The sequence below is a fragment of the Caenispirillum bisanense genome (assembly GCF_900230255.1).
Classification (GTDB): domain Bacteria; phylum Pseudomonadota; class Alphaproteobacteria; order Rhodospirillales; family Rhodospirillaceae; genus Caenispirillum; species Caenispirillum bisanense_A.
In genome coordinates this window covers 121,982-146,674 of sequence record NZ_OCNJ01000008.1, presented here as the reverse complement: position 1 = coordinate 146,674, position 24,693 = coordinate 121,982, and the positions used below count along the sequence as shown (strand labels likewise).

The following is a 24,693-nucleotide window of genomic DNA, read 5'->3' as shown; positions in this document are numbered from 1 at the left end:
CTCTCTTGCGCCATGACCCGCAAGAAGATCGCCGAACTCTACGCCCGCCTGCACGCCCTCGACCCCGAGCCGAAGGGCGAGCTGCACTACGTCAATCCCTTCACCCTGCTGGTTGCCGTGGCGCTGTCGGCGCAGGCCACCGACAAGGGGGTGAACAAGGCCACCGGGCCGCTGTTCCAGGTCGCCGACACCGCCGAGAAGATGGCGGCGCTGGGCGAGGAGGGGCTGACCGAGTACATCAAGACCATCGGCCTCTACCGCACCAAGGCGAAGAACGTCATCGCCCTGTCGCGCAAGCTGCTGGCCGAGACGGGCGGCGAGGTGCCGGCCGACCGCGACTACCTGGAGACGCTGCCCGGGGTGGGGCGGAAGACCGCCAACGTGGTGCTGAACATCGCCTTCGGGCAGCCCTTCATCGCCGTCGACACCCACATCTTCCGCGTCGGCAACCGCACCGGCCTCGCCCCCGGCAAGACGCCGGCGCAGGTGGAGGAGGTGCTGGAGCGGGTGACGCCGCCCGACTACAAGCTGCACGCCCACCACTGGCTGATCCTGCACGGCCGCTACATCTGCAAGGCCCGCAAGCCCGACTGCTGGCGCTGCCCCATCGCCGACCTGTGCGCCTTCAAGCCGAAAACCCCGCCGCCGGCGGAGGGGAAGGGGTAGGGGCGCGACGAGGGGCCGGGCGGCGGCCGCTTTTGATGGTTTGGCGTGAAATATCAACCATGTGTCATGCCCGGCCTCCGAGCCGGGCATGCACGGCATCTGCCGTGAGGGCGGCGCTCCCGTCCGCCGGCCGTGGCGCCGTGGATGGCCGGGTCGAGCCCGGCCATGACAATTTATGGCGATATTTCAATAGGTTGTCATGCCCGGCCTCCGAGCCGGGCATCCACGGCGTGCACGGCATTCGCCGTGGAGGGCGGCGCCCGCGCCTGCCGTCGGAGACGCCCGTGGAGGACCGGGTCGGCCTTGCGTATCCGGCGTGAACGGCGCCCCCCCCGTCACTCCGCCTTGAACGGCCGGGCGAGCAGGGCCTGGATGGTCGGTTCCAGCGCGGCACCATGGTTCAGCACCGCGTCCACCGCGGCGCAGATCGGCATGTCGACGCCGAGCCGCTGCGCCAGGGCGACCACGGCCGAGGCGGTGTGCACGCCCTCCGTCACCGCCTTGCGGCCGGCGAGGATGTCGGCCAGCGGCTTGCCCTCGCCGAGCGCGAAGCCCAGGGAGTAGTTCCGGCTCTGCAACGACGATGCGGTGAGCATGAGGTCGCCGAGGCCCGACAGGCCCATGAGCGTTTCCGGCCGACCGCCCTTGGCGACGGCGAGGCGGCTGATTTCCGCCAGGCCGCGGGTGAGCAGGGCGGCGCGGGCGTTGTCGCCCAGGCGCCGGCCCTCGACGATGCCGCTGGCGATGGCCATGACGTTCTTCACGGCGCCGCCGATCTCCGCGCCGATGCGGTCGGCGGTCCAGTAGGGGCGGAAGGTGGCGGTGCCGATGGCCTCCACCAGCGCGCGGCCCTGCCATTCGTCGTCGCAGGCGAGCGTGACCGCCGTCGGCAGGCCGCGCACCACCTCCGCCGCGAAGGTGGGGCCGGACAGCACCGCGACGGGCACGTCGGCCGGCAGCACCTCCTCCACCGCCTCGTGCATGAGGAGGCCGCTGTCCTGCTCGATCCCCTTGGCACAGATCACCGCCGGCACGCCGGTCGGCCAGCGCGGCGCCAGCAGGGCGCAGACGCCGCGCAGGTGCTGCGCCGGGGCGACCAGCAGCACGGCGTCGGCGGCCAGCGCGTCGGTCGGCTCGGCGGTGGCGTGGATCTTGGGGTCCAGCGCGACGCCCGGCAGGTAGTCCGGGTTCTCGTGGCGGCGGTTGATGGCCTCCACCACCGCCGGCTCGCGCGCCCACACCACGACGTCGCGGCCTGCCCGCCGCAGGGTCTGCGCCAGCGCCGTGCCCCAGGCGCCGCCTCCGATCACGCCGATACGCTGCATGGGGGTGTTCTCCCGCTTTCCTTCGAGGTGCCTCGTGGGGACAGGGTTTACGGCCTCCCGGCCTAGGCCGCAAGGCATCCGGGTGGCGGGTCTTGCCTTGGCGGGACCGCTCGGGCAGAACAGGAAGACCTCACAAGGACGGATGCGCATGCCCATTCTGGTCACCGGCACCGCCGGCTTCATCGGCTTCCACACCGCCCGCCGCCTGCTCGCCCGCGGCGAGACCGTGGTCGGGCTCGACGTGGTGAACGACTACTACGACCCGCGCCTGAAGGAAGCGCGCCTCGCCCTGCTGAAGCAGGACCCCGGCTTCACCGAGGCGCGGCTGGACGTCGCCGACCGCGACGGCGTGCTCGCCCTGTTCGAGCAGCACCGCTTCGCCACGGTGATCCATCTGGCGGCCCAGGCCGGCGTGCGCTACAGCGTCGAGAACCCCTTCGCCTACGTGGATTCCAACCTGGTCGGCTTCGTCAACGTGCTGGAGGCCTGCAAGCGGGCCGGCACCGGGCATCTGGTCTATGCCTCCACCAGCTCGGTGTTCGGCGCCAACGCGGCCATGCCGTTCCACGAAAGCCAGAGCACGGCCCACCAGATGAGCCTCTACGCCGCCACCAAGAAGGCGAACGAGGTGATGGCCCACTCCTACGCCCACCTGTTCGGCCTGCCGTGCACCGGCCTGCGGTTCTTCACCGTCTACGGGCCGTGGGGCCGGCCGGACATGGCGCTGTTCAAGTGGGCCAAGGCGATCCTGGCCGGTGAGCCCATCGACGTCTACAACAACGGCGAGATGAGCCGCGACTTCACCTACGTCGACGACATCGTCGAGGGCATCGTGCGCATCGCCGACGTGCCGGCGACGCCCGACCCGGCGTGGGACCCGGCGGCGCCGGCGGTCGGCACCAGCGGCATCGCCCCCTACCGCCTCTACAACATCGGCCGCGGCGAGCCGCAGGCGCTGATGGACTACCTGCGCACCCTGGAAGACGCCCTCGGCCGCAAGGCGGACATCCGCTTCAGGCCCATGCAGCCGGGCGACGTGGCCGCCACCTGGGCCGACACCGGCGCACTCGAGGCCGCCACCGGCTACCGGCCGCAGGTCGGCATCGACGTCGGCGTGCGGCGCTTCGTGGAGTGGTACCGGGAGTATTACGGGGTGTGAGGGCTCAGCCTTCGAGGGCCCGGCGCACCGCCTGAGGATCGCGCTCCATCACCCGCAGCAGCACGCGCGCCGGCCCGCTCGGCACGCGCTGGCCTTGCTCCCACTTGCGAACGGTGGAGAGCGAGACGGCGAAGGTCTTGGCGAAGGCCGGCTGGCTGAGGCCCATGGCGACTCGGATCGCCGCCACGTCCACGCGATCGGCGGCAACCTGGCTCGCCACGGCGCGGCCCGGTTCGCCTTTGGCGTAGGCGAGGGCGTCTTCCAGCCCTTCGCGGAGTCCGTCGAATGCGCGGCTCATGATAGTCTCCGGTACTGATCGACAAGGCGTTCCACAAAGTCGGCCAACTGGTGGCGCTCGGCCTGGGACAAGTCGTCCTTCTCGTTCTTGGCGAAGATGGACAGCAGAAACAGCGGCATCGTCTCGTTTCGGTAGTAGTATATCGTCCTGGCGCCGCCACTCTTGCCGCGTCCCTGAACGGCCAAGCGAACCTTTCGGAGCCCGCCGGTTCCCCGGATGACGACGCCGCATTCGGGATCGGCCGCCAGCATCGCCTTCAGGTCCTCGCGCTCGTCATCCGTCAAAAGAGCAGCGGCGCGCTGCAGGAACGCGCGGGTCTCGACGATCGTGATCAAGGGCGCGACAGGCTTCAACGTAACCCTCTGGGTCATGATGCGCAAGGGGAGGGGCGTCCGAATGCGCACACGCCGGACGTGCAGTGGGTTGATGATATGCATCCTCAGTCAGGCCGCAATGAAAAACCCCCGCCGTCACCGGCGGGGGTTTTCGTGAATCTGGCGGACCCGGCGCGATTCGAACGCGCGACCTTCGCCTTCGGAGGGCGACACTCTATCCAGCTGAGCTACGGGTCCAGCGGAGGTGCAGGGTGGGACCATACCTGCCCGGAACGCCTTTGCCAACCAGGAAAAAGACGACGGCCCGCCGCGCCCGGAGGCGGGGCCGGCCGTCGCCGCACAGGTCAGCGCGCGTCTTCCGTCGCCGGCTCGGCGGGGGCCTCGCGCGGGGTCTTCAGCAGCGAGACGATGACGCCCGCCGCCAGCAGGCCGAAGGTCACGCCCAGCGACACCGCCGCCGGCATCTTGCCGAAGAAGTCGGCGTAGAAGATCTTCGAGCCGATGAAGATCAGCACCGCCGCCAGGGCGTACTTCAGGTAAGCGAAGCGGTGAACCATGGCGGCCAGCGCGAAGTACAGGGCGCGCAGGCCGAGGATGGCGAAGATGTTGCTGGTATAGACGATGAACGGGTCGGTGGTGATGGCGAACACCGCCGGCACGCTGTCGACCGCGAAGATCAGGTCCGACACCTCGACGACGACCAGCGCCAGGAACAGCGGCGTCGCCCACCACACGGCCTTGCCGGACTTGGGGTCGGGCTGCTTCACCCAGAAGCGCTCGCCGTGCAGCGTGTCGGTGACGCGCATGCGACGGCGCAGGAAACCGATCATCTTGTTCTGCGACAGGTCGGGCGCGTCGTCCTCGCCCTTGGCGAACAGCATCTTCAGGCCGGTGAACACCAGGAAGGCGCCGAAGATGTAGAGCACCCAGTGGAACTCGGTCACCAGCGCCGCGCCCAGGCCGATCATGATGCCGCGCAGGACGATCACGCCGAGGATGCCCCAGAACAGCACCCGGTGCTGGTACTCGCGGGGCACCGCGAAGTAGGTGAAGACCAGCGAGATGACGAAGACGTTGTCGAGCGACAGGCTCTTCTCGACGAAATAGGCGGTCAGGTAGGTCATGCCCGCCGTCTCGCCCATGTACCACCACACCCAGCCGCCGTAGAGCAGGGCGACGAAGACGTAGAAGGCGGAGAGGCGCAAACTTTCCGGGATCGAAATGACGTGGGCCTTGCGGTGCAGGACGCCCAGGTCGAGGACGAGCAGGGTGACCACGATGCCGGCGAACGCCAGCCACGCCCAGGCGGGTTTCCCCATCACGGGCGCAAACAAAAGATCGAGGAGTTCCAAGGAGGAACCTCCGGCTGTCAGATGCGCCGCGTGAGCGCCATGACGGACGAAGATCCGACATCACGACGACCGCCGTCGTCGCCAGAGGGGCCCGGACCCGAGAATGAACGGAAGATGGCGAACCGCTGGCGCAATTCAAGGGGAAACTTGCACGACCATCGCCTCGCCCGGTCCCAGCTCCTCGCCCGAGGGCAGGGGCAGGGCGGGGTGATCGATCCAGGCGGCGACGTCGGCATAGACCGTTTCGGCCTGCAGGTCGCGCAGCAGCATGTGCCAGCCGTCGTCGTACCACACCACGCGCACCCGCCCGCCGCGGTCGGGCAGGCCGGCGACGGCGGCCGCCGTCGGCTCCGGCGGCACGATCTCGTCCTTCTCGCCGTAGAGGTAGAGCACCGGCCCCGGCACCGCGTGCACCTTTTCGTAGGCGAGGTCCATGAGGTCCACCAGGCCCTTGATGGTGTCGACGCGGGTGTCGCGGATGACGTGGGGGTCGCGCGCCAGTTCGCGCAGCATCGCGATGTTGTCCGACGGCATGAAGCCGAGGCCGCGGCCCGACAGCGTCAGCCACGGCACCGTATGGCTCGCCACCGCCAGGGTGACGCGGTAGAGCAGCGGCATGGTCTCGCGCGCCCACACCGCCGGCGCGCTGAGCACGATGCGGTCGGCCGGCGGCGGATCGGCGGAGGTGGCGGCGGCGATGACGACGGCGCCGCCCATGCTCTCGCCCAGCAAGGTCAGCGGCAGCCCGGGGTAGCGGGCCTTCACCGCCCGCGCCGCCGCGGTGACGTCGGCCGCCAGCGTCTCCGTCCCCGGCCACAGGCCGCGCCCCGGTGCCTGCCCGAAGCCGCGCTGATCATAGGCCCAGACGGCGAAGCCCAGGTTGGCGAGCGCCTCGCCGAAGCCCTCGAAGGAGCGGGAATGGTCGTTGAAGCCGTGCACGGCCAGCACCACGGCGTGCGGCGCGCCCGCCGGCTCCCACCGCCGCAGCGGCAGGGCGGTGCCGTCGGGGGTGAGGAAGGCCTCGTCGGTCAGCACCGGCGGCGCCGGTCGGGCGGCCAGGGGGCCGGGATCGAGCAGGCGGGGGGTGCAGGCGGCCAGCGTCAACCCCAGGGCCGCGACGGCCAGCCGCCGCAGCGCCGCCGTCGCCGTCGGCCTCATGCGCGGGCCGCGTCCTTGCTGGTGCCGCCGGCGGCGGCGGCGCTGCTGGTGAGCTGGAGGAAGATGTCCTCCAGGTCGGCCTCTTCCGTCGACAGGTCGACCACCGACAACTCGGCGCGGCGCAGCGCCTCCAGGATCTCGCCCATCACCGTCTCCGACGGCTTGAAGCGGAACACCAGCTTGCGCGGCTCCACCAGTTCCGGCGCCAGGGCGGCCAGCGCCGGCGGCACCGCCGTCAGGGCCTCGCGCACGGTGACGTGCAGGGCCTTGTTGTCGAGGCGCTTGAGCAGGGTGTCCTTGGGCTCGCAGGCCACCACGTCGCCGTGGTTGATGATGGCGATGCGGTCGCACAGCTCCTGCGCTTCTTCCAGGTAATGGGTGGTGAGCAGGATGGTGGTGCCGCGGCGGTTCAGCTCCTTCACCTGCTCCCACAGCTGCTGGCGCAGCTCGATGTCGACGCCGGCCGTCGGCTCGTCGAGCACCAGGATGGGCGGGGCGTGCACCATGGCCTTGGCGACCAGCAGGCGGCGGCGCATGCCGCCCGAGAGCGTGCGGGCATAGGCGTCGGCCTTGTCGGACAGGCCCACCAGCGCCAGGATCTCGTCGGTGCGGCGCTCGGCCTTGGGCACGCCGTAGAGGCCGGCCTGCACTTCCAGCAATTCGCGCGGGGTGAAGAAGGGGTCGAGGTTCAGCTCCTGCGGCACCACCCCGATGGCAAGGCGGGCGCCGCGCTCGTCGCGGTCGATGTCGGCGCCCCAGATGCGCACGGTGCCGGCGGTCTTGGTCACCAGCCCGGCCATGATGTTGATGAGCGTCGACTTGCCGGCGCCGTTGGGGCCGAGCAGCCCGAAGAACGACCCGCGCGGCACGCTGAGCGACACCCCTTTCAGGGCGCGCTTCTCCTTCTGGCCGAACCGCCCGCGGTAGGTCTTGGTCAGGCCGTCGATCTCGATGGCGTTGTCGGGGGCGGGCAGGGCGTCGGGCGGCAGGTCGCGGGGCATGGTCTCGGACGTTCAGGCGGGGATGGGAAACGGGCGGGCCGTCCCTATATGGTCCGGTCGGGGCCGGCGGTCGAGTCCCCCATTGATCGCGAGCGGGCGTCGGGGCATCATCCGGCATCGTTTTCGCACCGGCCGACCGTTCGGCAGCGGCGGCCGCCAGGGCACAGAGAGACAGAGGCAATGACGCAGAAGGACCTGATCGACACCGTCGCGGTGACCACCAACGACGTCGCCTGCGACGGCACCGGCGCTTCCGGCGGGCACCCGCGCGTGTGGCTGCACATCGACCCGGCCACCCGCGACGTCGTGTGCCCGTACTGCAGCCGCCGCTTCGTGCTGGACGCGGGCGTGACCGCCGCCGCCGTCCAGCACTGAGGCCTCTTCGTCATATCCCCCCAGCGGGGCCGGTGACGGTCCCGCCGCTTCTTTGGGTGGGGCCGGGGCGCGGCCCCGCCGCCTCTTTCGGTCCCGCCCTGTCCCCCGTGCCGCGTCCGGCGGTTCCGCGAGAAGGGCGAGCGCCATGAAACACGTCTTCCTGGTCGACGGATCGGGCTTCATCTTCCGCGCCTTCCACGCCCTGCCGCCCATGACGCGGCCCGACGGCGTGCCGGTGAACGCCGTCTACGGCTTCACGCAGATGCTGATGAAGCTGGTCGCCGACACCGACGCCGACCACATCGCGGTGGTGTTCGACACGGCCCGCCAGACCTTCCGCAACGACTTCTACCCCGAGTACAAGGCCCACCGGCCGCCGCCGCCCGACGACCTGATCCCGCAGTTCGCCCTGATCCGCGAGGCGGTGCGCGCCTTCGACCTGCCGTGCGTCGAGATGGACGGCTTCGAGGCCGACGACCTGATCGCCACCTATGCCCGGCTGGCGCGGGAGGCCGGCGCCAAGGTGACCATCGTGTCGTCGGACAAGGACCTCATGCAGCTGGTGCGCGACGGCGAGGTCACCCTGTTCGACGCCATGAAGAACAAGGTGATCGGCGGCGAGGAGGTGGTGGAGAAGTTCGGCGTGCCGCCCGAGAAGGTGGTCGACGTGCAGGCCCTGGCCGGCGACCCCACCGACAACGTGCCCGGCGTGCCCGGCATCGGCGTGAAGACCGCCGCCCAGCTCATCGCCGAATACGGCGACCTGGAGTCGCTGCTCGCCCGCGCCGGCGAGATCAAGCAGCCCAAGCGCCGCCAGAACCTGCTGGAGCACGCCGAGGCCGCCCGCGTCTCGCGCCGCCTCGTGCTGCTGCGCGACGACTGCGAGGTGGAGGTGCCGCTCGACACCTTCGCCGTGAAGAAGCCCGACGCCGACAAGCTGGCGGCCTTCCTGAAAGACAACGGCTTCACCTCCATCCTGACCCGCATGCAGGCCAAGCTGGCCGACGCTGGCGAAGCCCCGCCCGCCGCCGCCGGGGGCACCGCCGTGCCGGTGCCGGCCGAGGTGACCTACGAGCTGATCCAGACCGTTGCGGACCTGGAACGGTGGGTCGAGGCCGCCACGGCGCAGGGCTTCGTCGCCGTCGACACGGAAACCGACGGGCTCGACTGCCACGAATGCGCGCTGGTCGGCGTGTCGCTGGCCATCGCGCCCGGGAAGGCCTGCTACATCCCCCTGCGCCACGTCGATCCCGATGCCGCGCCGGAGCCGGAGAGCGCCCAGGGCGACCTGCTCGGCGGCGTCGCCGCCAAACCGGCACAGCGCCCGCAGCAGATCGACCTCGCCGAGGCGATCGCCCGCCTGAAGCCCCTGCTGGAAAGCCCGGCGGTGCTGAAGATCGGCCACAACATCAAGTACGACATGCACGTGCTGGCCCGCGAAGGCGTGCGCGTCGACCCCATCGACGACACCATCGTCATGTCCTACGTGCTCGACGGCACCACCACCGGCCACGGCATGGACGAACTGGCCAAGCGCCACCTGGGCCACACCTGCATCTCGTTCACCGACCTGTGCGGCAAGGGCAAGGCGCAGATCACCTTCGACCGCGTGCCGCTCGACAAGGCCTGCGCCTACGCCGCCGAAGACGCCGACATCACGCTGCGCCTGCACGCCCTGTTCCGCCGCCGGCTGGTGGAAGAGCACATGATGGGCGTCTACGAGGGGCTCGACCGGCCGCAGGTGCGCGTGCTGGCCGACATGGAAGCGGCCGGCGTCAAGGTCGATGCGGTGGAACTGCGCCGTCTGTCCGACGACCTGGGTGCCCGCATGGCGGAGCTGGAGGTGCAGATCCACGCGCTCGCCGGCGAGACCTTCAACCCCGGCTCGCCCAAGCAGCTGGGCGAGATCCTGTTCGACAAGATGGGCCTGCAGGGCGGCAAGAAGAGCAAGACCGGCGCCTATTCCACCAGCGCCGACATCCTGGAACAGCTGGCGGCGCAAGGCCACGACCTGCCGGCCCGCGTGCTCGACTGGCGCCAGGTGCAGAAGCTGAAGAGCACCTATGCCGACAGCCTGGTCGGCCAGATCAGCCCGCGCACCGGGCGGGTGCATACGTCGTACTCGCAGACGGTGGCGTCCACCGGGCGCCTGTCGTCGCAGGACCCCAACCTGCAGAACATCCCCATCCGCACGGAAGAAGGGCGCAAGATCCGCCGCGCCTTCGTCGCCGCCGAGGGCTGCAAGCTGGTGTCGGCCGACTATTCGCAGATCGAGCTGCGGCTGGTGGCGCACGTCGCCGATATCGCCGCCCTCAAGCGCGCCTTCCACGAGGGGCAGGACATCCACGCCATCACCGCGAGCGAGATGTTCGGCGTGCCGGTGGAGGGCATGGACCCCATGATCCGCCGCCGCGCCAAGGCCATCAACTTCGGCATCATCTACGGCATCTCGGCCTTCGGGCTGGCGGCCCAGCTCGGCATCGACCGCGGCGAGGCCAAGGCCTACATCGACGCTTACTTCGCCCGCTTCCCGGAAATCCGCGACTACATGGAAGCGACCAAGGCCGAGGCCAAGCGCCAGGGCTTCGTCACCACCTTCATGGGCCGCAAGTGCTACACGCCCGGCATCAACGACCGCAACCCGAACATGCGGGCCTTCGCCGAGCGCGCCGCCATCAACGCCCCCATCCAGGGCGGCGCGGCCGACATCATCAAGACCGCCATGCGCCGCCTGCCGCTGGCGCTGACCGACGCCGGCCTGAAGACGACCATGCTGCTGCAGGTCCACGACGAACTGATCTTCGAGGCCCCGGTCGACGAGGCGGAGGCGGCGGTGCCGGTCATCAAGCGAGTGATGCAGGAAGCCGCGACCCTGTCGGTGCCGCTGGACGTGGACGCCGGCATCGCCGACACCTGGGCGGAAGCGCACTGAAAAGAAAACGAGGGGAGGCAACGGCCTCCCCTCGTGCTCCCCTCGTTCAGGAAGTTGCTCCTGGCCTCAGGAAATCAGCCGCCCTCGTCACGGCTTCCGGTGCTTCGTAGGATCCACCAGGATGTAACCCTGGCCGGCCTTTTCAGTGGGCGGAAGCGGGTTCCCCGCGGTGGACGTTCGCTCGACACCAGTACGACCGCCGCGCGGACCGACGATCTCGTACTGCCCTGACTTCGGGGTCTCTTGCCCCGGCTTGTAGATGTTAGCCATGGGACGGCACCTCCTGGGCGGGCTTGATCGACGAGAACCGCTTTCCGCGGTTGATTTCGCAGATCCGCCCCTGGTTGATGCCGTAGTCCGCGGCGATAACATGCTGGTAGTCGCCTCTTTTGAGGCGCGCCTTGATGATGGCCACATCCTGGGCCGACAGGTCGTTAACGGATGCCATGGCGGCGATCCTCCTAAGAGGTTGCGATCTGCCACGTAACCGGGTAACGTGAGTCTCGTGGAAAGACCTCACAGCCCGGTGCGAGATAATCGCAACGAGGTTGAAGGGCATCTCGGAGGCGGGTCTGTTAGCGCAGACTCGCCTCTGGCATGTGGAGATCATCTCAATATCTTGGGCACGTGGCAAGCCCTTTACGCACCTGTGGTGTGTCAGTCGCCGCTAAGGCCGCTTTTCCGGCTCTGGGTGCACGATGCCACCTCTCCACGCCAATTTTGCCATCAAAGACCTTTCGCGCGCCAGCGACCGTCTAAAGCGCGAATCTGACGCCACTCTTTCGGGTGGCTCTCGTTTTCGCGTCGCACGTGAGGGTTGGCTGCCAAGTTATTGCTGAATCCTGTTAATGTTGACCGGTGATTGGCCAAGCTATGTCTGCGCGTCCCTATCTGAACGTAGCGCACGCAGTTATCACGCCAGAGCGACCGGCGCCGCCAACGGCAAAAAGCCGAGCGATGACGGATGGCTTGTCGTCGGCAATCCGCACGAGCGGCCTGGCTACTTTGCCCGTCAGTCTTCTCGTCTCACGGTGGCTTTCACACCGACTCGGCCTCTTGCGCCTTTAGAGGCATCGCGGAAGCGACGACCTTCCGTTCCTGTTCTATAGCCGAGGCTTTCCTGTCACCTCATCGTGCGGCATCATCCGCCGCCATGATGCCTGCCTACGCCCTGCCCCTCTTCGCCGCCGTCGCTGCCGCCGTGGTGCTCGCCACCGGGGTGCTGCTCGGCTGGTTGCGTCGCCGCCAGATCCTCGACCGGCCCAACGAGCGGTCGAGCCATACCCGCCCCACCCCGCGCGGCGGCGGGCTCGCGGTCATGGCGGTGGTGCTGCCGGCCTGGGCGGTGGCGACCGGCTGGACGCTGGCCGGCGACGCCCTGCCCGAGGCCACCGCGCTCGCCTTCGCCGCCGTGCTGGCGGTGCTGTCGTGGCTGGACGACCTGCTCACGCTGCCCGCCCTGCCCCGCTTCCTCGTGCAGGGCGTGGCGGTGACGGCGGTGCTGCTGGTGCTGCCGCGCGAGGCGCTGGTGTTCCAGGGCGTCCTGCCGCTGCCGCTCGACCGCCTGCTGGCGGGCCTGTGCTGGCTGTGGTTCGTCAACCTCTACAACTTCATGGACGGCATCGACGGCATCACCGGCGTGCAGACGGCGAGCCTCGGCGGCGGCCTCGTGCTGCTGGCGGCGGCGGGGCTGGCGCCGGCGGCGCTCGGCATGCCGGGGCTGGTGGTGACGGCGGCGGCGCTCGGGTTCCTGTTCTGGAACTGGCATCCGGCGCGGCTGTTCATGGGCGATGTCGGCAGCGTGCCGCTGGGCTTCCTGCTCGGCTTCCTGCTGATCGTGCTGGCGGGCTCGGGGCACCTGGCGGCGGCGCTGATCCTGCCGCTCTACTACGTGGTCGACGCCAGCGTAACGCTGATCCGCCGCCTGCTGCGCGGCGAGAAGCCGTGGCAGGCCCACCGCAGCCACTTCTACCAGCGCGCCGTCCGCGCCGGCCTGAGCCATGCCCGGGTGAGCGGTGCGGTGGCGGTGGTGAACGCCGGCCTGATCGGCTGCGCCCTGGCGGCGGCGGCCGGCGCGCCGTGGGCCGGGCTCGCCGCCGCCGCCGTGCTGGTGGCCGGCTTCTGTGCCCTGCTCGCCCGCCGGGCGCGGGCGGCCGGGGTCCTGCGGTAAGCCGCGCGCCCTACCCCACCGTTTCCGGTGCCGCCACGCCGGCCGCCTCCAGGTGGCCGCGCAGGGTGGCCATGAGCGCGTCGAGCGTCGTCGCGTCGGGCGCCTCGGCGCGGGCGACCAGGACGGCCTGGGTGTTGGAGGCGCGCAGCAGCCACCAGCCGCCCAGCGCGTTCACCCGCACGCCGTCGATGGTGTTGACCTCCGCCCCTTCGGCCGCCAGCCGGTCCTTCACCGCCTGGATGACGGAGAACTTGCGGTCTTCGGCGCAGTCGAAGCGCAGTTCCGGGGTGTTGACGAGGCGCGGCATGCGGTCGAAGCGGGCCGCCAGCGGCTCCTCCATGCGCGCCAGGATGCCGAGCAGCCGCACGGCGGTATAGAGCGCGTCGTCGAAGCCGTACCAGCGGTCGGCGAAGAAGATGTGGCCGCTCATCTCGCCGGCCAGCGGCGCGCCGGTCTCGGCCATGAGCGTCTTGATGAGCGAATGGCCCGTGCGGCCCATGAGCGGCTGCCCGCCCATGCGCGCCACTTCATCGAACAGGGCGCGGCTCGCCTTGACGTCGGCGATGATGGTGGCGCCGGGGCGGGTCTTCAGCAGGTCCTCGGCGAGGATCTGCAGGATCTGGTCGCCCCACAGGATGCGGCCCTGCCCGTCCACCACGCCGATGCGGTCGCCGTCGCCGTCGAAGGCGATGCCGATGTCGGCGCCTTCGGCCTGCACGGCGGCGATGAGCTGTTCCAGCGTCGCGGGGTCGGTGGGGTCGGGGTGGTGGGCCGGGAAGGTGCCGTCGATGGCGGCGTTGAGCAGCACGTGGCGGCCCGGCAGGGCGGCGGCGACATCGGCCATCACCTCGCCGGCCGCACCGTTGCCGGCATCCCACACGACGGTGAGGCCACGCTCGCCGCCGTCCCAGTCCTCCAGGATGCGGGCGACGTAGGCGGCGCGGGCGGGCGCCTCCACCACGCTGCCCTGCCCTTTCGCCCAGGCGCCGGCGGCGGCGATTTCGCCCAGGCGGCGGATATCGGCGCCGAAGAACGGCTTGCCGCGGCGCATCATCTTGAAGCCGTTGTGGCTCGGCGGGTTGTGCGAGCCGGTGACGGCGACGGCCACGTCGGCCTTCGACGTTACGGCGGCGAAATAGAGCATCGGGCTCGGCCCGCAGCCCACACGGGTGACGGCAAGCCCGCAGTCGGCGAGGCCCTGCACCAGGGCGGCCTCCAGCTCGGGGCTCGACAGGCGGCCGTCGCGCCCGACGCAGGCGGTGCTGCCGCCCTCCTCCACCGCAATGGTGCCGAGCGAGCGGCCGAGGGCGTAGGCGTCGGCGGCGGACAGGGTTTCGCCGACGATGCCGCGCACGTCGTATTCCCGCAGGATGGTCGGATCGAAGGTATGGGCGAGCGGCGCCATGCGGTCCTCTGTACATCGAAGGGTCGAGCCGCGAGTCTGCGCCGGGCACCGGGGCGGGTGCAACCCCCTCCGTCGGCGGGTCGTCGGGCGGGTTATCGGCTTGATCCTTTGCGCGTGGTCCCTTTATCTTGACGCGCGCGCCGCAGCGCCCGTACCCGCCAGGACCGTGCGATCGTGAAGTTCAACGCCAGCGCCTTCCGCAAGGCCAATTACGTCTTCCTGCACGACCTCGTCATGGCGGCGGCGTCGTTCGTGCTGTCGCTCTATCTGCGGCTCGACGACATCCTGTTCGACTTCATCCCGCCCGAGACGCTGGTGCGCTGGACGCTGCTGTTCACGGCGCTGTGCGGCATCGCGTTCTGGAGCCACGGGATGTACCGCAGCATCTGGCGCTACGCCTCGCTGCGCGACCTGATGACCATCGGCCGGGCGGTGACGCTGGCGATCCTGGTGTTCCTCGGCGTCATGTTCCTGTGGACGCGGCTGGAGGGGCTGCCGCGCTCGGCGCTTCTCATCAACTGGTTCGTCCTGCTGTTCATGCTCGGCGCGCCGCGTTTCCTCTACCGCCTGATGAAGGACGGGCTGATCGGCGTCTTCGCCGAGGACGGCAATCCGCGTGTCCCCGTGCTGCTCATCGGCGCCGGCGACGGGGCCGACCTGTTCATCCGTGACGCCCGCCGCGAGAACGCCCCCTACCGCGTCGTCGGCATGCTGTCGTTCAAGCCGGGCCGCGTCGGGCGCGACATCCAGGGGGTGCGGGTGCTCGGCTCGGTCGACACCCTGCGCGAGACGGTGGAGAAACTGGCCGCCCGCGGCGACCGGCCGCAGCGCGTCATCCTGACCCGGCCGCCGCTGGAACGGTCGCAGCTGAAGGCGCTGTTCGACGTGTGCGACAGCCTCGGCCTCGGCCTCGCCCGCCTGCCGGAGCTGAGCGCGCTCAAGCAGGGCATGGCCGACAAGCTGGAACTGCGCCCCATCGCCATCGAGGACCTGCTCGGCCGTCCGCAGGCGGTACTGGACCGCCCCGCCATGCAGGCGCTGGTGCAGGGCCGGCGGGTGCTGGTGACCGGCGCCGGCGGCTCCATCGGCTCGGAACTGGTGCGCCAGGTGGCGGCGCTGGGGCCGGCGGAACTGGTGCTGGTGGAGAACTCCGAGTTCGCCCTCTACACCATCGACACCGAGATGCGCGAGCGTCACCCTGCCCTGCCGGTGCGGCCGCTCATCGCCGACGTGCGCGACCGCCGCCGCATCGCCGAGGTGTTCGGCGCCCAGCGCCCGGAACTGGTGTTCCACGCCGCGGCGCTCAAGCACGTGCCCATGGTGGAGTCGAACCCGGTGGAAGGCGTGCTGACCAACGTCGGCGGCACCCGCATCGTCGCCGACGGCTGCATCGCCCACGGCGTCGAGCTGATGGTGCTGATTTCCACCGACAAGGCGGTGAACCCGACCAACGTCATGGGTGCCACCAAGCGCATCGCCGAGCGCTACTGCCAGACCCGCGACACCGCCGGCGGCGCCGGCACCCAGTTCGTGACGGTGCGCTTCGGCAACGTGCTCGGCTCCACCGGGTCGGTGGTGCCGCTGTTCCGCCGCCAGCTGGAGAACGGCGGGCCGCTGACCGTCACCCACCCGGACATGACGCGCTACTTCATGACCATCCGGGAAGCGGTGGAGCTGGTGCTGCAGGCCAGCGCCTACGGCTTCCGCCAACCCGAGTTCCGCGGCCGCATCTTCGTGCTCGACATGGGCGAGCCGGTGAAGATCGTCGACCTCGCCCGCCAGATGATCCGCCTCGCCGGTCTGCGGCCGGAGGAGGACGTGAAGATCGTCTTCACCGGCCTGCGCCCGGGTGAGAAACTGTTCGAGGAAATCTTCCACGGCGCCGAGCCGCCGCTGCCCACCGGCCGCCAGGGCATCCTGCTGGCCGCCGTGCGCGGTGGCGACGCCGCCGCCGTGGCGGAGGCCGTGGATGCCCTGGAAGCCGCCGCCCGTGCCGGCGACGCCGCCGCCGTGCTCGACGGCGTGCGGGCCATGGTGCCCGAATACGCCCCTTCGTCCCCCGTTGCCCTGCCCGAGAAAGTGACGCCATGACGGACGCCCTGCTCTCCCCCGACCGCCTGACCCACCTGCAACGGCTGGAGGCGGAAAGCATCCACATCATGCGCGAGGTGGCGGCCCAGTTCCGCAACCCGGTCATGCTCTATTCCATCGGCAAGGACAGCAGCGTCATGCTGCACCTGGCCATGAAGGCCTTCCATCCGTCCAAGCCGCCGTTCCCGCTGATGCACGTCGACACCACGTGGAAGTTCCGCGAGATGATCGCCTTCCGCGACCAGACGGCGGAGCGCCTCGGCCTCGACCTGATGGTGCACATCAACGAGGACGGCGTGCGCGCCGGCATCGGGCCGTTCAGCCACGGCTCGGCCACCCATACCGACGTCATGAAGACCCAGAGCCTGAAGATGGCGCTGGACAAGTACGGCTTCGACGCGGCCTTCGGCGGCGCCCGCCGCGACGAGGAGAAGAGCCGCGCCAAGGAGCGCATCTTCTCCTTCCGCACCAGCACCCACCGCTGGGACCCCAAGAACCAGCGGCCGGAGCTGTGGAACCTCTACAACGGCCGCATCGACAAGGGCGAGAGCATCCGCGTCTTCCCCCTGTCCAACTGGACCGAGCTGGACATCTGGCAGTACATCTACCGCGAGGACATCCCGGTGGTGCCGCTCTACTTCGCCAAGCCGCGCCCGGTGGTGGAGCGCGACGGCGCCCTCATCATGGTCGACGACGAGCGCATGCCCCTGAACCCCGGCGAGACGCCGGACATGCGGTGGGTGCGCTTCCGCACCCTCGGCTGCTACCCGCTGACCGGGGCGGTGGAAAGCCGCGCCGAGACGCTGCCCGAGATCATCCGCGAGATGCTGCTCGCCACCACCAGCGAGCGCCAGGGCCGCGTCATCGACAAGGACGCCGGCGCCTCCATGGAAGCCAAGAAGCAGGAGGGCTACTTCTGATGACCGAGGCCCGCGATACCGCCGTCACCGAGGTCGAGGACTACCTCGCCCGCCAGGAAGGCAAGGACCTGCTGCGCTTCATCACCTGCGGCTCCGTCGACGACGGCAAGTCGAGCCTGATCGGCCGCCTGCTGTACGACTGCAAGCTGCTGTTCGAGGACCAGCTGGCGGCGCTGGAGAGCGACTCCACGCGCTTCGGCACCACCGGAACCGGCAACCTGGACCTGGCGCTGCTGGTCGACGGTCTGGCGGCCGAGCGCGAGCAGGGCATCACCATCGACGTCGCCTACCGCTTCTTCACCACCGACAAGCGCAAGTTCATCGTCGCCGACACGCCGGGGCACGAGCAGTACACCCGCAACATGGCGACCGGCGCCTCCACCGCCGACGTGGCGGTGCTGCTGGTGGACGCCCGCAAGGGCGTGCTGACCCAGACGCGGCGGCACAGCTACATCGTGTCTCTGCTCGGCATCCGCCACGTGGTGATGGCGGTGAACAAGATGGACCTGGTGGACTGGGACCAGGGCACTTTCGAGCGCATCGCCGCCGACTACCGCACCTTCGCCGGGCGGCTCGGCATCGACCACGTCACCTGCGTGCCCGTCTCCGCCATCACCGGCGGCAACGTGACGACGGCGTCGCCGGACACGCCGTGGTACGAGGGTCCGACGCTCCTCGCCCACCTGGAGACGGTGCAGGTCGCGTCCGACGCGCGGTCCAAGCCGTTCCGCCTGCCGGTGCAGTGGGTCAACCGCCCGCACCTCGACTTCCGCGGCTTCTCCGGCACCATCGTCGGCGGCAGCGTGCAGCCGGGCGATACCGTCGCCATCCTGCCGTCGGGGCGCACCAGCACGGTGACGCGCATCGTGACCATGGATGGCGACCTCGCCCGCGGCGTCGCCGGCCAGGCCGTCACGCTGACGCTGGCCGACGAGGTCGACGTCAGCCGCGGCGACGTCATCGCCAGCGCCGCGGCGCGGCCCGAGGTGACCGACCAGTTCGCCGCCCACGTGGTGTGGATGCACGACCAGCCGCTGCTGCCCGGCCGCCCCTACCTGCTGCGCCTCGGCACCACCACCGTCGGCGCCCAGGTGACGGAGCTGAAGCACCGGGTGGACGTGAACACCCTCGACCACAGCGCCGCCAAGCACCTCGACCTCAACGAGGTGGGCATGTGCAACCTGTCGCTCGACCGGCCGGTGCCCTTCGACCCCTATGCCGCCAACCGCGACATGGGCGGCTTCATCCTCATCGATCGCCTGACCAACGCGACCGTCGCCTGCGGCATGATCGACTTCGCCCTGCGCCGCGCCGGCAACATCCACTGGCAGGCCACCCAGGTGGACAAGGCCGCCCGCGCCGCCGCCAAGGGGCAGGTGCCCTGCGTGCTGTGGTTCACCGGCCTGTCGGGCGCCGGCAAGTCCACCGTCGCCGACCTGGTGGAGCAGGAACTGCACCGCATGGGCCGCCACACCATGCTGCTCGACGGCGACAACGTGCGCCACGGCCTCAACCGCGACCTCGGCTTCACCGACGAGGACCGCGTCGAGAACATCCGCCGCGTCGCCGAGGTGGCGAAGCTCATGGTCGGGGCCGGGCTCATCACCCTGGTGTCGTTCATCTCGCCCTTCCGCAGCGAGCGTCGCATGGCGCGCGAGCTGATGGGCGACGGCGAGTTCCTCGAGGTCTTCGTGGATGCGCCGCTCGACGTCTGCGAAAGCCGCGACCCCAAGGGCCTGTACCGCAAGGCGCGCGCCGGCCAGCTGCCCAACTTCACCGGCATCGGCAGCCCCTACGAGCCGCCGGAGGCGCCGGAACTGCGTCTGGCAGCCGGCGAGGAGACGCCGGAGGCTTTGGCGGCCCGCGTCGTGGCGCTGCTGCGCGAGCGGGGCATGGTGTGACGCAGGACGGACCGGGCGGCGGCCGCCGCGTCGTCGTCACCGGCGCCGCCGGCTTCGTCGGCCGGGCCTTGTGCGCCCGGCTGGCGGCCGACGGCTGGCAGGTGACGGCGCTGGTGCGCCGCCCGTCGCCCGACCTGCCGGCCGGAGTCGCCGCGCGGGTGGTCGGCGACCTGGCGGCGCCCGACGCCGACCTCGCCGCCCTGGTGGCGGGGGCCGACGCGGTGGCGCATCTGGCCGCCAAGGTCCACGTCATGCGCCCGACGCCGGCCGACGAGGCCGACTTCCGCCGCGTCAACACCGACCTCACCCGCCGCCTCGCCGAGGCCGCAGCGGCGGCGGGGGTGCGGCGCTTCCTGTTCCTCAGCACCATCAAGGTGAACGGCGACGGCACCGCCCCCGGCCGCCCCTACCGCGCCGACGACCCGCCCGCCCCCACCGACGCCTATGGCCGCTCCAAGGCCGAGGCGGAGGCCGCCCTGGCGGCGGTGGCGGCGGCGCATCCGGGCTTCGAGACGGTGGTGATCCGCCCGCCGGTGGTCTACGGCCCCGGCGTCGCGGCCAACATCGCCGCCCTCGCCCGCCTGTGCGACACCGGCCTGCCGCTGCCCTTCGGCGCCACCCGCAACGCCCGCAGCCTGATCTCCGTTGACAACCTGACCGACGCGGCCGCCGTCGCCTTGGCGGCGCCCGCGGCCGGCCAACGGACCTATCTGGTGCGCGACGGCGAAGACGTCTCCACCGGCGAGCTGATCCGCCGCCTGCGCCGGGCGCAGGGCCGGCCGGCGCGACTCGTTCCGGTGCCGCAAGGAGCCATGACGGCGGCCCTGCGGCTGCTCGGCCGGGGTGCGCTGGCGGACCGGCTGTTCGGCTCGCTGACCGTCGACGACGGCCCCATCCGGGCGGAGCTGGGCTGGCAGCCGCCGCTGACGCTGGACCAGGGCCTCGCGCGGATGCTCGGGCGTGGCTGAACCACCACCACGCTCTCTATCGCACGCCACCGGAAGCAGGTATCACTAGGTGGCCCTCCCTCCCACAGCGACGGCAGACGACATGGCATTCAAGATCCGCGCCCTCGACATCCCGGACGTGAAGATCATCGAGACCGACCGTTTCGGCGACCATCGCGGCTTCTTCAGCGAGACTTACAGTCGCGCGGCGTTTCGCGACCTCGGCATCGATCTCGACTTCGTGCAGGACAACCACAGCCTGTCGGGTCAACAGGGGACGGTGCGCGGTCTTCACTTCCAGACGCCGCCCTACGCCCAGGACAAGCTGGTGCGGGTGACCCGCGGCGCCATCCTCGACGTGGCGGTGGACATCCGGCGCGGCTCGCCGACCTTCGGCCGCTGGGTGTCTGCGGAGATCACGGCCGAGAACTGGCGCCAGATCCTGGTGCCGGCGGGTTTCGCCCACGGCTTCGCCACCCTGGCACCCGATACCGAGGTCCAGTACAAGGTCACGGCACCCTATGCGCCGGACCACGACAAGGGCCTGCTGTGGAACGACCCGGCCATCGGCATCGACTGGCGGGTGGCGCCGGGTGATGCGGTTCTGTCGGAAAAAGATACGCGGCATCCCGTGTTGGCCGACCTGCCGGCCTGGTTCACCTACGGCTGACGGAGGTGGTGGTGGGGGGGAACCGGGGCGAACAGGTCGAAGACCATCTCGACTACGACCTGCCGGCCAGCGTCGCCGTTTGGCGGCTGGTCGGGCCGGCCGGCGAGATGCGCCGGGCCGTCGCCGACGTCGGCCTGGACGGCAACGCCCTGCGCCCCGCCGACCTGGACGAGGAGGCGACGGTCGAATACCCCTCGGCCTTCTGCACCGACGGCGCCGTCTTCCTAGGCATCCTCGCGCTTCTCAATCAGCGCACGGCGCCGCTGCGGCTTTACCGCTCGGTGGAGCGGCCCGACGGCGGCGACCGCTATCTGGTGCGCGTCTTCCCGGAACCGGGGGAGGAGACGCAGGCCGTTCTGCGCGCCTTCCACCCGGCGGTGGCGCGCCAGGTGGGTGAACTGCAGGAGCGCATCCGCTGGGCCTTCGACCACCTCGCGGCGTCGTGACCCGTCAGCCTTGCGGCGGCGGCGGGTTTCCGTTAAGGCAGGCCGCAGAAGGGCCAATCCATCCGCAGCCGGAGGCAGCATGTCGAACGCCGACGCCACCATCACCTTCCCGGTGACCCGCACGATCGACATCGGGGTCAATCTGGTGGAAGACCGTCTGGTTCTGGTGGCCCACACTCAAGGCCACGGACGGCGGCTCGTGCTGCTGACCCGGCGCATGCTGCGCGTTCTCCTCGCCCACGTCACGCAGGTCCTCGAGACCACGGGAACGGTGGCGCGGACACCCGGCGAGCACCGCGTCGAGGTCCTGCAGATGGAGCACCAGGGTGCCCTGACCGCCGTGCAGGCGCAGGATCCCGGACAGGCGGGGACCGCCGCGGCCGGTGAGGCGGCGCCCGAGGAAGAGCCGGCCTCGGCCTTCCTCGCCGTCGAGATAAAGGTCCGGGCGAGCGCCACGCACCTGCTGGTCGGTTTCATCGGATTGCCGCTCGGCGGCACCCCCGCAGCCGGGGTGGGAGCGGCGGCAGAACCCGCCTGCGCCATGACTCTCGACCGCGGCGACACCCATCGGGTGCTGGCGCTCCTGCACGACAAGGCGAAGCTGGCGGCGTGGAATCTGGAGGCGCCGTCGGCGTGGATGCAGGCCACCACCGTCGATGCGTCGCCGTCGCGACCGGCGAACTGACATGACGGGTCCGGCGGTAGAGGCGGCGCCGCTGATCCTCGACGTTTCCGTGGTGGTGTTCCGGCCGGACGAAACGCTGCTCGCCGCCACCCTTCGAAGCCTGGCGGACGCCGTCGGACCGGATCTTCCGGGACCGGCGGTACGGCTGTATCTCGTCGACAATGGGCCGGACGACAACCGCGCGCTGCTGGATCGTGCCGCCGCGCCGGTCCGCGCAGCCGGCGTGACGGTGGACGTGCTCGCCGGCCACGGCAATGTCGGCTACGGCCGCGGCCACGATCTGGCGATTCGGCGCCCCGACCCCGCGCCGTACCACCTCGTGCTCAATCCCGACGTCGTGATCGCTCCCGATGCCCTGCGCCAGGGCATCGGCTACCTGGACCGCCACTCCACCGTCGCCATGGTGGCGCCGCGGGTGGAGACGCCGTCCGGCACCTTCGAACCGTTGTGCAAGCGCTACCCGGACGTGGTGACCCTGGCGCTGCGCGGCTTCGCGCCCGCCGCAGTGCGGCGCCTGTTCGGGCGGCGGCTGGCGCGCTACGAGATGCGCGACGTGCTCGGCCCGCAGACGGTCGATCCGGTGCCGGGCATCGTCATCGCCAGCGGCTGTTTCATGCTGATGCGCAGCGCTGCCGCCCGGGCGGTGGGCGGCTTCGGCGACGCGTACTTCCTCTACTTCGAGGATTTCGACCTCAGCCTGCGGCTGGCGCAGGCGGGGGGGATCGTCTATCTGCCGGCCATGCGCATCGTCCATCACGGCGGCAACACGGCGCGCAAGGGGGCGGCGCACGTGAGGTTGTTCCTTCGCTCGGCCGTCACCTTCTTCCGCCGCAACGGCCTGCGCGGGCCGAAGGGGCTCAGGTTCCCTTCGGGTTCCACGCCTCCGCGCTGATGGTGGCGCTGCCGAGCTGGCTGTAGATGCCCGTCAGGCTTCCGTCCGGCCGCACGGTATAGAGCACGATGCCCGGTGCCGAGGCGCCTTCGGCACGGGCGTTGAGGTAGGTCACGGCGAAGGACTCGCCCTGGCGAATGCCGGTGCCGACATAGACCTGGCCGCCGGGCAGCAGCCAAGTCACCTTGTAGGTTTCCCCCGTCGCCTCCACCACCGCCTCGCCGCCGTAGGTGGTGGCGCCGTCGGCGCCGATACCCTGCACCGCATAGCGCCCCGGCAGGGTGTCGGGGGCGGCCTTCGCCCCCGGCACCGCCACCAGCAGCAGAAGCAGCCAGGCGGCGGCGAAAGTGACGGCGGCGGAGCGGCGGGTGATGATCATGCGAGTCCCAGCTTTTCGTAGACGGGCAGGAAGCCATCGGTGAACGTCTGGGCCCGGGCCCGCAGTTCCGCCAGATTGTCCTCGGGGCTCTCGAGCGTCGCGCCCTCGCGGATCAGGCGCTGGCCCTGGGAGGCCAGGATCTGCCACGCGAAGGCGGCGATGTCGCCCTGCTTCTCCTGTCGGGCGAGCAGGAACAGCTGGGTGATGCGGTCGACCGGCACGCCGCTGCCCAGCACCGGCGACACCAGGACCGTCAGGTCGGCCGAGGTGCGGGCGCGGTTGAGCACGGCACCGTTGAACCGGCGGGCGGAGGTGCGGCGGGCGCCGTCGCCCGAGGCGTCGAGGCAGGGGGCGATCCAGCCCTGCGACACGCCCACCAGCACCGCCTGCAACATGGCCGCCAGCGGCAGGGCGGCGAGCGCCGGATCGCCCGCCGCGATCTCGCCGATGGTGGCGGGACCTTTCTCCAGGCGGTCGAACAGCGGGGCGTAGACCTCGGCCTTCAGGTCCGATGTGCCGATGGGGAAGGCGACCTGATTCGGAATGGTCTTGCGCGGCACCACAAGGGCGATGCGAAGCGCCCGCAGACGCTCCGCCTGCTCGTAGGCGTTCATGCGCACGGCGCCGCGCGTGAACAGGTCTCGGCGGAACTGCTGGTTGACGATGAAGTCCCGCAGCGTTTCGCGGAACACCGGGTCCGACACCTCGGCCAGCCGCTCCTGTGCCTTGGCGGTCAGCGCCACGGCGTCGATCAGGTCGATGACGTTGGCGGTGGCGGCGAAGGTGAGCTTGGCGTCGCTCAACTCGCGCACGACGTCGGCGTGATAGAGCGGCGTCCAGTCGCGGTTGAAGTACTCGTGCGCCAGGTAGTTGCGCGACATGCTCACCATCTTCTCCAGCCGCGGGGCAACGCCCGGGTTGGCCCCGAAATAGGCAGCGTTGTCGTCGGCCAGGCTCTTGGCGAAGGCCAGCGCGCGGTCGACCCGCTGCGCGGCGCCGTCGCGGCCGCCGGCGGCGTGCTGGATCATCAGCTCGCGCAGCGGCATCACCGGCGCCCAGCCGGGCAGGGTGTTGTAGCTGATGTAGACGGCGCCACCCACCTTCAGCCGGCGGCGCAGGAACGCGGCGATGACGGCCCGGTTCTCGGCGCTGATCCACGAATAGATGCCGTGCAGGACGATCATGTCGAACTGCGGCAGGTCGTCGCGCGCCAGGAACTCCTCGAAGCTGTCGTCACAGAAGTGGCTGTTGGCGACGCCGCCGTCATGGGACAGTTGGCGGGCGCCGGCGGCATGGTTGGGATTGAAGTCGGTGCCCCACACCTGGGCGCGCGGATTGGCTGCCGCCATCACGTTCAGCGTCACGCCCTGGCCGAACCCCAACTCGCAATACGTGAAGTCGCCGTCGATCTCCGGCGGCCGGATCCCCTTGCTCAGCAGGCAGAAACGCAGGTGCGCCGGTGCCAGCTCACGGTAGAACCCATGGGTGTAGTCGATGTCGGAAACGTAACCGTAGGTCCAGTCGCTCATGGTGCCCCTCTGCACGCCTTGCTCAGCGGGCGTCATGATAGGCGAGTGGCTGTACGA

Annotated in this window: 24 protein-coding genes and 1 tRNA gene; 13 read left to right on the top strand and 12 right to left on the bottom strand. The window is 70.3% G+C overall.

All coding sequences use genetic code 11. The features are described 5' to 3' along the window. Positions 1-12: 12 nt before the first annotated feature. Complete coding sequence (gene nth, locus CRP50_RS17685) at positions 13-666, top strand: endonuclease III (protein ID WP_097280511.1); 654 nt, start codon at positions 13-15, stop codon at positions 664-666. A gap of 335 nt (positions 667-1,001) precedes the next feature. Here nth and CRP50_RS17680 read toward each other — a convergent pair whose 3' ends face one another. Next, a complete protein-coding gene (locus CRP50_RS17680) occupies positions 1,002-1,991 on the bottom strand; it encodes an NAD(P)H-dependent glycerol-3-phosphate dehydrogenase (protein ID WP_097280510.1) in 990 nt (329 codons plus the stop codon). Positions 1,992-2,139: 148 nt separating this feature from the next. Between CRP50_RS17680 and CRP50_RS17675 the strand changes: the two genes are divergently transcribed. Continuing rightward, the gene (locus CRP50_RS17675) at positions 2,140-3,150 is read left to right on the top strand and encodes an NAD-dependent epimerase (protein WP_097280663.1); all 1,011 of its coding nucleotides are present in this window, start codon (positions 2,140-2,142) and stop codon (positions 3,148-3,150) included. A gap of 4 nt (positions 3,151-3,154) precedes the next feature. Here CRP50_RS17675 and CRP50_RS17670 read toward each other — a convergent pair whose 3' ends face one another. The 6 genes from CRP50_RS17670 to CRP50_RS17645 all read right to left on the bottom strand — a co-directional run bounded on the left by CRP50_RS17670 (position 3,155) and on the right by CRP50_RS17645 (position 7,294). After that, positions 3,155-3,448: a helix-turn-helix domain-containing protein gene (locus CRP50_RS17670; protein ID WP_097280509.1), complete on the bottom strand. Its 294-nt coding sequence runs from the start codon at positions 3,446-3,448 to the stop codon at positions 3,155-3,157. Beyond that, positions 3,445-3,783 carry a type II toxin-antitoxin system RelE/ParE family toxin gene (locus tag CRP50_RS17665; RefSeq protein WP_097280662.1) on the bottom strand — a complete coding sequence of 113 codons (339 nt, stop codon included), beginning with the start codon at positions 3,781-3,783 and terminating at the stop codon, positions 3,445-3,447. Before CRP50_RS17665 ends, CRP50_RS17670 begins: the two co-directional genes overlap by 4 nt. A gap of 160 nt (positions 3,784-3,943) precedes the next feature. Beyond that, a tRNA-Arg gene (locus CRP50_RS17660) sits at positions 3,944-4,020 on the bottom strand. A gap of 107 nt (positions 4,021-4,127) precedes the next feature. Then, complete coding sequence (locus CRP50_RS17655) at positions 4,128-5,102, bottom strand: TerC family protein (RefSeq protein WP_176525244.1); 975 nt, start codon at positions 5,100-5,102, stop codon at positions 4,128-4,130. 168 nt (positions 5,103-5,270) lie between these two features. Beyond that, on the bottom strand, positions 5,271-6,293 hold the full coding sequence (locus CRP50_RS17650; RefSeq protein ID WP_097280507.1) for an alpha/beta hydrolase: 1,023 nt from the start codon (positions 6,291-6,293) through the stop codon (positions 5,271-5,273). Then, the gene (locus CRP50_RS17645; RefSeq protein WP_097280506.1) at positions 6,290-7,294 is read right to left on the bottom strand and encodes an ABC transporter ATP-binding protein; all 1,005 of its coding nucleotides are present in this window, start codon (positions 7,292-7,294) and stop codon (positions 6,290-6,292) included. The genes CRP50_RS17650 and CRP50_RS17645 overlap by 4 nt, the downstream gene beginning before the upstream one ends. Positions 7,295-7,474: 180 nt before the next feature. On the opposite strand from CRP50_RS17645, the gene CRP50_RS17640 reads away from it, so the two are divergent. Then, a complete protein-coding gene (locus CRP50_RS17640; RefSeq protein WP_097280505.1) occupies positions 7,475-7,669 on the top strand; it encodes a zinc-finger domain-containing protein in 195 nt (64 codons plus the stop codon). A gap of 145 nt (positions 7,670-7,814) precedes the next feature. Next, the gene (gene polA / locus CRP50_RS17635; RefSeq protein WP_097280504.1) at positions 7,815-10,601 is read left to right on the top strand and encodes a DNA polymerase I; all 2,787 of its coding nucleotides are present in this window, start codon (positions 7,815-7,817) and stop codon (positions 10,599-10,601) included. Between the two features lie 87 nt (positions 10,602-10,688). On the opposite strand, the gene CRP50_RS17630 is transcribed toward polA, so the two are convergent. Further along, a complete protein-coding gene (locus tag CRP50_RS17630; protein ID WP_097280503.1) occupies positions 10,689-10,871 on the bottom strand; it encodes a hypothetical protein in 183 nt (60 codons plus the stop codon). After that, on the bottom strand, positions 10,864-11,049 hold the full coding sequence (locus tag CRP50_RS17625) for a hypothetical protein (RefSeq protein WP_097280502.1): 186 nt from the start codon (positions 11,047-11,049) through the stop codon (positions 10,864-10,866). The genes CRP50_RS17630 and CRP50_RS17625 overlap by 8 nt, the downstream gene beginning before the upstream one ends. 705 nt (positions 11,050-11,754) lie before the next feature. On the opposite strand from CRP50_RS17625, the gene CRP50_RS17620 reads away from it, so the two are divergent. Beyond that, the gene (locus CRP50_RS17620) at positions 11,755-12,771 is read left to right on the top strand and encodes an MraY family glycosyltransferase (protein ID WP_245913517.1); all 1,017 of its coding nucleotides are present in this window, start codon (positions 11,755-11,757) and stop codon (positions 12,769-12,771) included. A 10-nt stretch (positions 12,772-12,781) separates the two neighbouring features. On the opposite strand, the gene pgmG is transcribed toward CRP50_RS17620, so the two are convergent. Beyond that, positions 12,782-14,176 (bottom strand): phosphoglucomutase/phosphomannomutase PgmG, encoded by a 1,395-nt coding sequence (gene pgmG / locus CRP50_RS17615; protein WP_097280501.1) that lies wholly within the window; start codon positions 14,174-14,176, stop codon positions 12,782-12,784. A 174-nt stretch (positions 14,177-14,350) separates the two neighbouring features. On the opposite strand from pgmG, the gene CRP50_RS17610 reads away from it, so the two are divergent. The 8 genes from CRP50_RS17610 to CRP50_RS17575 all read left to right on the top strand — a co-directional run bounded on the left by CRP50_RS17610 (position 14,351) and on the right by CRP50_RS17575 (position 22,728). After that, positions 14,351-16,267 carry a polysaccharide biosynthesis protein gene (locus CRP50_RS17610; protein WP_322090857.1) on the top strand — a complete coding sequence of 639 codons (1,917 nt, stop codon included), beginning with the start codon at positions 14,351-14,353 and terminating at the stop codon, positions 16,265-16,267. Next, positions 16,264-17,187, top strand: coding sequence for a sulfate adenylyltransferase subunit CysD (gene cysD, locus CRP50_RS17605; RefSeq protein WP_097280500.1), 924 nt, complete (start codon positions 16,264-16,266; stop codon positions 17,185-17,187). The genes CRP50_RS17610 and cysD overlap by 4 nt, the downstream gene beginning before the upstream one ends. Continuing rightward, positions 17,187-19,088 (top strand): sulfate adenylyltransferase subunit CysN, encoded by a 1,902-nt coding sequence (cysN, locus tag CRP50_RS17600; RefSeq protein WP_097280499.1) that lies wholly within the window; start codon positions 17,187-17,189, stop codon positions 19,086-19,088. Before cysD ends, cysN begins: the two co-directional genes overlap by 1 nt. Further along, positions 19,085-20,056 carry an NAD-dependent epimerase/dehydratase family protein gene (locus CRP50_RS17595; RefSeq protein ID WP_097280498.1) on the top strand — a complete coding sequence of 324 codons (972 nt, stop codon included), beginning with the start codon at positions 19,085-19,087 and terminating at the stop codon, positions 20,054-20,056. Before cysN ends, CRP50_RS17595 begins: the two co-directional genes overlap by 4 nt. A gap of 82 nt (positions 20,057-20,138) precedes the next feature. Next, positions 20,139-20,705, top strand: a complete 567-nt coding sequence (rfbC, locus tag CRP50_RS17590; RefSeq protein ID WP_097280497.1) for a dTDP-4-dehydrorhamnose 3,5-epimerase — start codon at positions 20,139-20,141, stop codon at positions 20,703-20,705. An 11-nt stretch (positions 20,706-20,716) separates the two neighbouring features. Next, entirely contained in the window at positions 20,717-21,151 is a 435-nt protein-coding gene (locus CRP50_RS17585; RefSeq protein ID WP_097280496.1) for a hypothetical protein, read from the top strand. Between the two features lie 79 nt (positions 21,152-21,230). Beyond that, complete coding sequence (locus CRP50_RS17580; protein ID WP_097280495.1) at positions 21,231-21,836, top strand: hypothetical protein; 606 nt, start codon at positions 21,231-21,233, stop codon at positions 21,834-21,836. Position 21,837: 1 nt separating this feature from the next. Continuing rightward, entirely contained in the window at positions 21,838-22,728 is an 891-nt protein-coding gene (locus tag CRP50_RS17575) for a glycosyltransferase family 2 protein (protein ID WP_097280494.1), read from the top strand. Here the strand turns inward: CRP50_RS17575 and CRP50_RS17570 are convergent. Then, positions 22,694-23,107 (bottom strand): hypothetical protein, encoded by a 414-nt coding sequence (locus CRP50_RS17570; protein WP_097280493.1) that lies wholly within the window; start codon positions 23,105-23,107, stop codon positions 22,694-22,696. The genes CRP50_RS17575 and CRP50_RS17570 overlap by 35 nt on opposite strands. Further along, complete coding sequence (locus CRP50_RS17565; protein ID WP_097280492.1) at positions 23,104-24,636, bottom strand: methyltransferase regulatory domain-containing protein; 1,533 nt, start codon at positions 24,634-24,636, stop codon at positions 23,104-23,106. Before CRP50_RS17565 ends, CRP50_RS17570 begins: the two co-directional genes overlap by 4 nt. Positions 24,637-24,693 lie beyond the last annotated feature (57 nt).

What these genes read in the sequence shown, in the direction of transcription:
- nth (WP_097280511.1), top strand. Translation starts at nt 13, where the DNA reads ATGACCCGCAAGAAGATCGCCGAACTCTACGCCCGCCTGCACGCCCTC.
- CRP50_RS17680 (WP_097280510.1), bottom strand. Translation starts at nt 1,991, where the DNA reads ATGCAGCGTATCGGCGTGATCGGAGGCGGCGCCTGGGGCACGGCGCTG.
- CRP50_RS17675 (WP_097280663.1), top strand. Translation starts at nt 2,140, where the DNA reads ATGCCCATTCTGGTCACCGGCACCGCCGGCTTCATCGGCTTCCACACC.
- CRP50_RS17670 (WP_097280509.1), bottom strand. Translation starts at nt 3,448, where the DNA reads ATGAGCCGCGCATTCGACGGACTCCGCGAAGGGCTGGAAGACGCCCTC.
- CRP50_RS17655 (WP_176525244.1), bottom strand. Translation starts at nt 5,102, where the DNA reads ATGGGGAAACCCGCCTGGGCGTGGCTGGCGTTCGCCGGCATCGTGGTC.
- CRP50_RS17650 (WP_097280507.1), bottom strand. Translation starts at nt 6,293, where the DNA reads ATGAGGCCGACGGCGACGGCGGCGCTGCGGCGGCTGGCCGTCGCGGCC.
- CRP50_RS17645 (WP_097280506.1), bottom strand. Translation starts at nt 7,294, where the DNA reads ATGCCCCGCGACCTGCCGCCCGACGCCCTGCCCGCCCCCGACAACGCC.
- CRP50_RS17640 (WP_097280505.1), top strand. Translation starts at nt 7,475, where the DNA reads ATGACGCAGAAGGACCTGATCGACACCGTCGCGGTGACCACCAACGAC.
- polA (WP_097280504.1), top strand. Translation starts at nt 7,815, where the DNA reads ATGAAACACGTCTTCCTGGTCGACGGATCGGGCTTCATCTTCCGCGCC.
- CRP50_RS17630 (WP_097280503.1), bottom strand. Translation starts at nt 10,871, where the DNA reads ATGGCTAACATCTACAAGCCGGGGCAAGAGACCCCGAAGTCAGGGCAG.
- CRP50_RS17625 (WP_097280502.1), bottom strand. Translation starts at nt 11,049, where the DNA reads ATGGCATCCGTTAACGACCTGTCGGCCCAGGATGTGGCCATCATCAAG.
- CRP50_RS17620 (WP_245913517.1), top strand. Translation starts at nt 11,755, where the DNA reads ATGATGCCTGCCTACGCCCTGCCCCTCTTCGCCGCCGTCGCTGCCGCC.
- pgmG (WP_097280501.1), bottom strand. Translation starts at nt 14,176, where the DNA reads ATGGCGCCGCTCGCCCATACCTTCGATCCGACCATCCTGCGGGAATAC.
- cysD (WP_097280500.1), top strand. Translation starts at nt 16,264, where the DNA reads ATGACGGACGCCCTGCTCTCCCCCGACCGCCTGACCCACCTGCAACGG.
- cysN (WP_097280499.1), top strand. Translation starts at nt 17,187, where the DNA reads ATGACCGAGGCCCGCGATACCGCCGTCACCGAGGTCGAGGACTACCTC.
- rfbC (WP_097280497.1), top strand. Translation starts at nt 20,139, where the DNA reads ATGGCATTCAAGATCCGCGCCCTCGACATCCCGGACGTGAAGATCATC.
- CRP50_RS17580 (WP_097280495.1), top strand. Translation starts at nt 21,231, where the DNA reads ATGTCGAACGCCGACGCCACCATCACCTTCCCGGTGACCCGCACGATC.
- CRP50_RS17575 (WP_097280494.1), top strand. Translation starts at nt 21,838, where the DNA reads ATGACGGGTCCGGCGGTAGAGGCGGCGCCGCTGATCCTCGACGTTTCC.
- CRP50_RS17570 (WP_097280493.1), bottom strand. Translation starts at nt 23,107, where the DNA reads ATGATCATCACCCGCCGCTCCGCCGCCGTCACTTTCGCCGCCGCCTGG.
- CRP50_RS17565 (WP_097280492.1), bottom strand. Translation starts at nt 24,636, where the DNA reads ATGAGCGACTGGACCTACGGTTACGTTTCCGACATCGACTACACCCAT.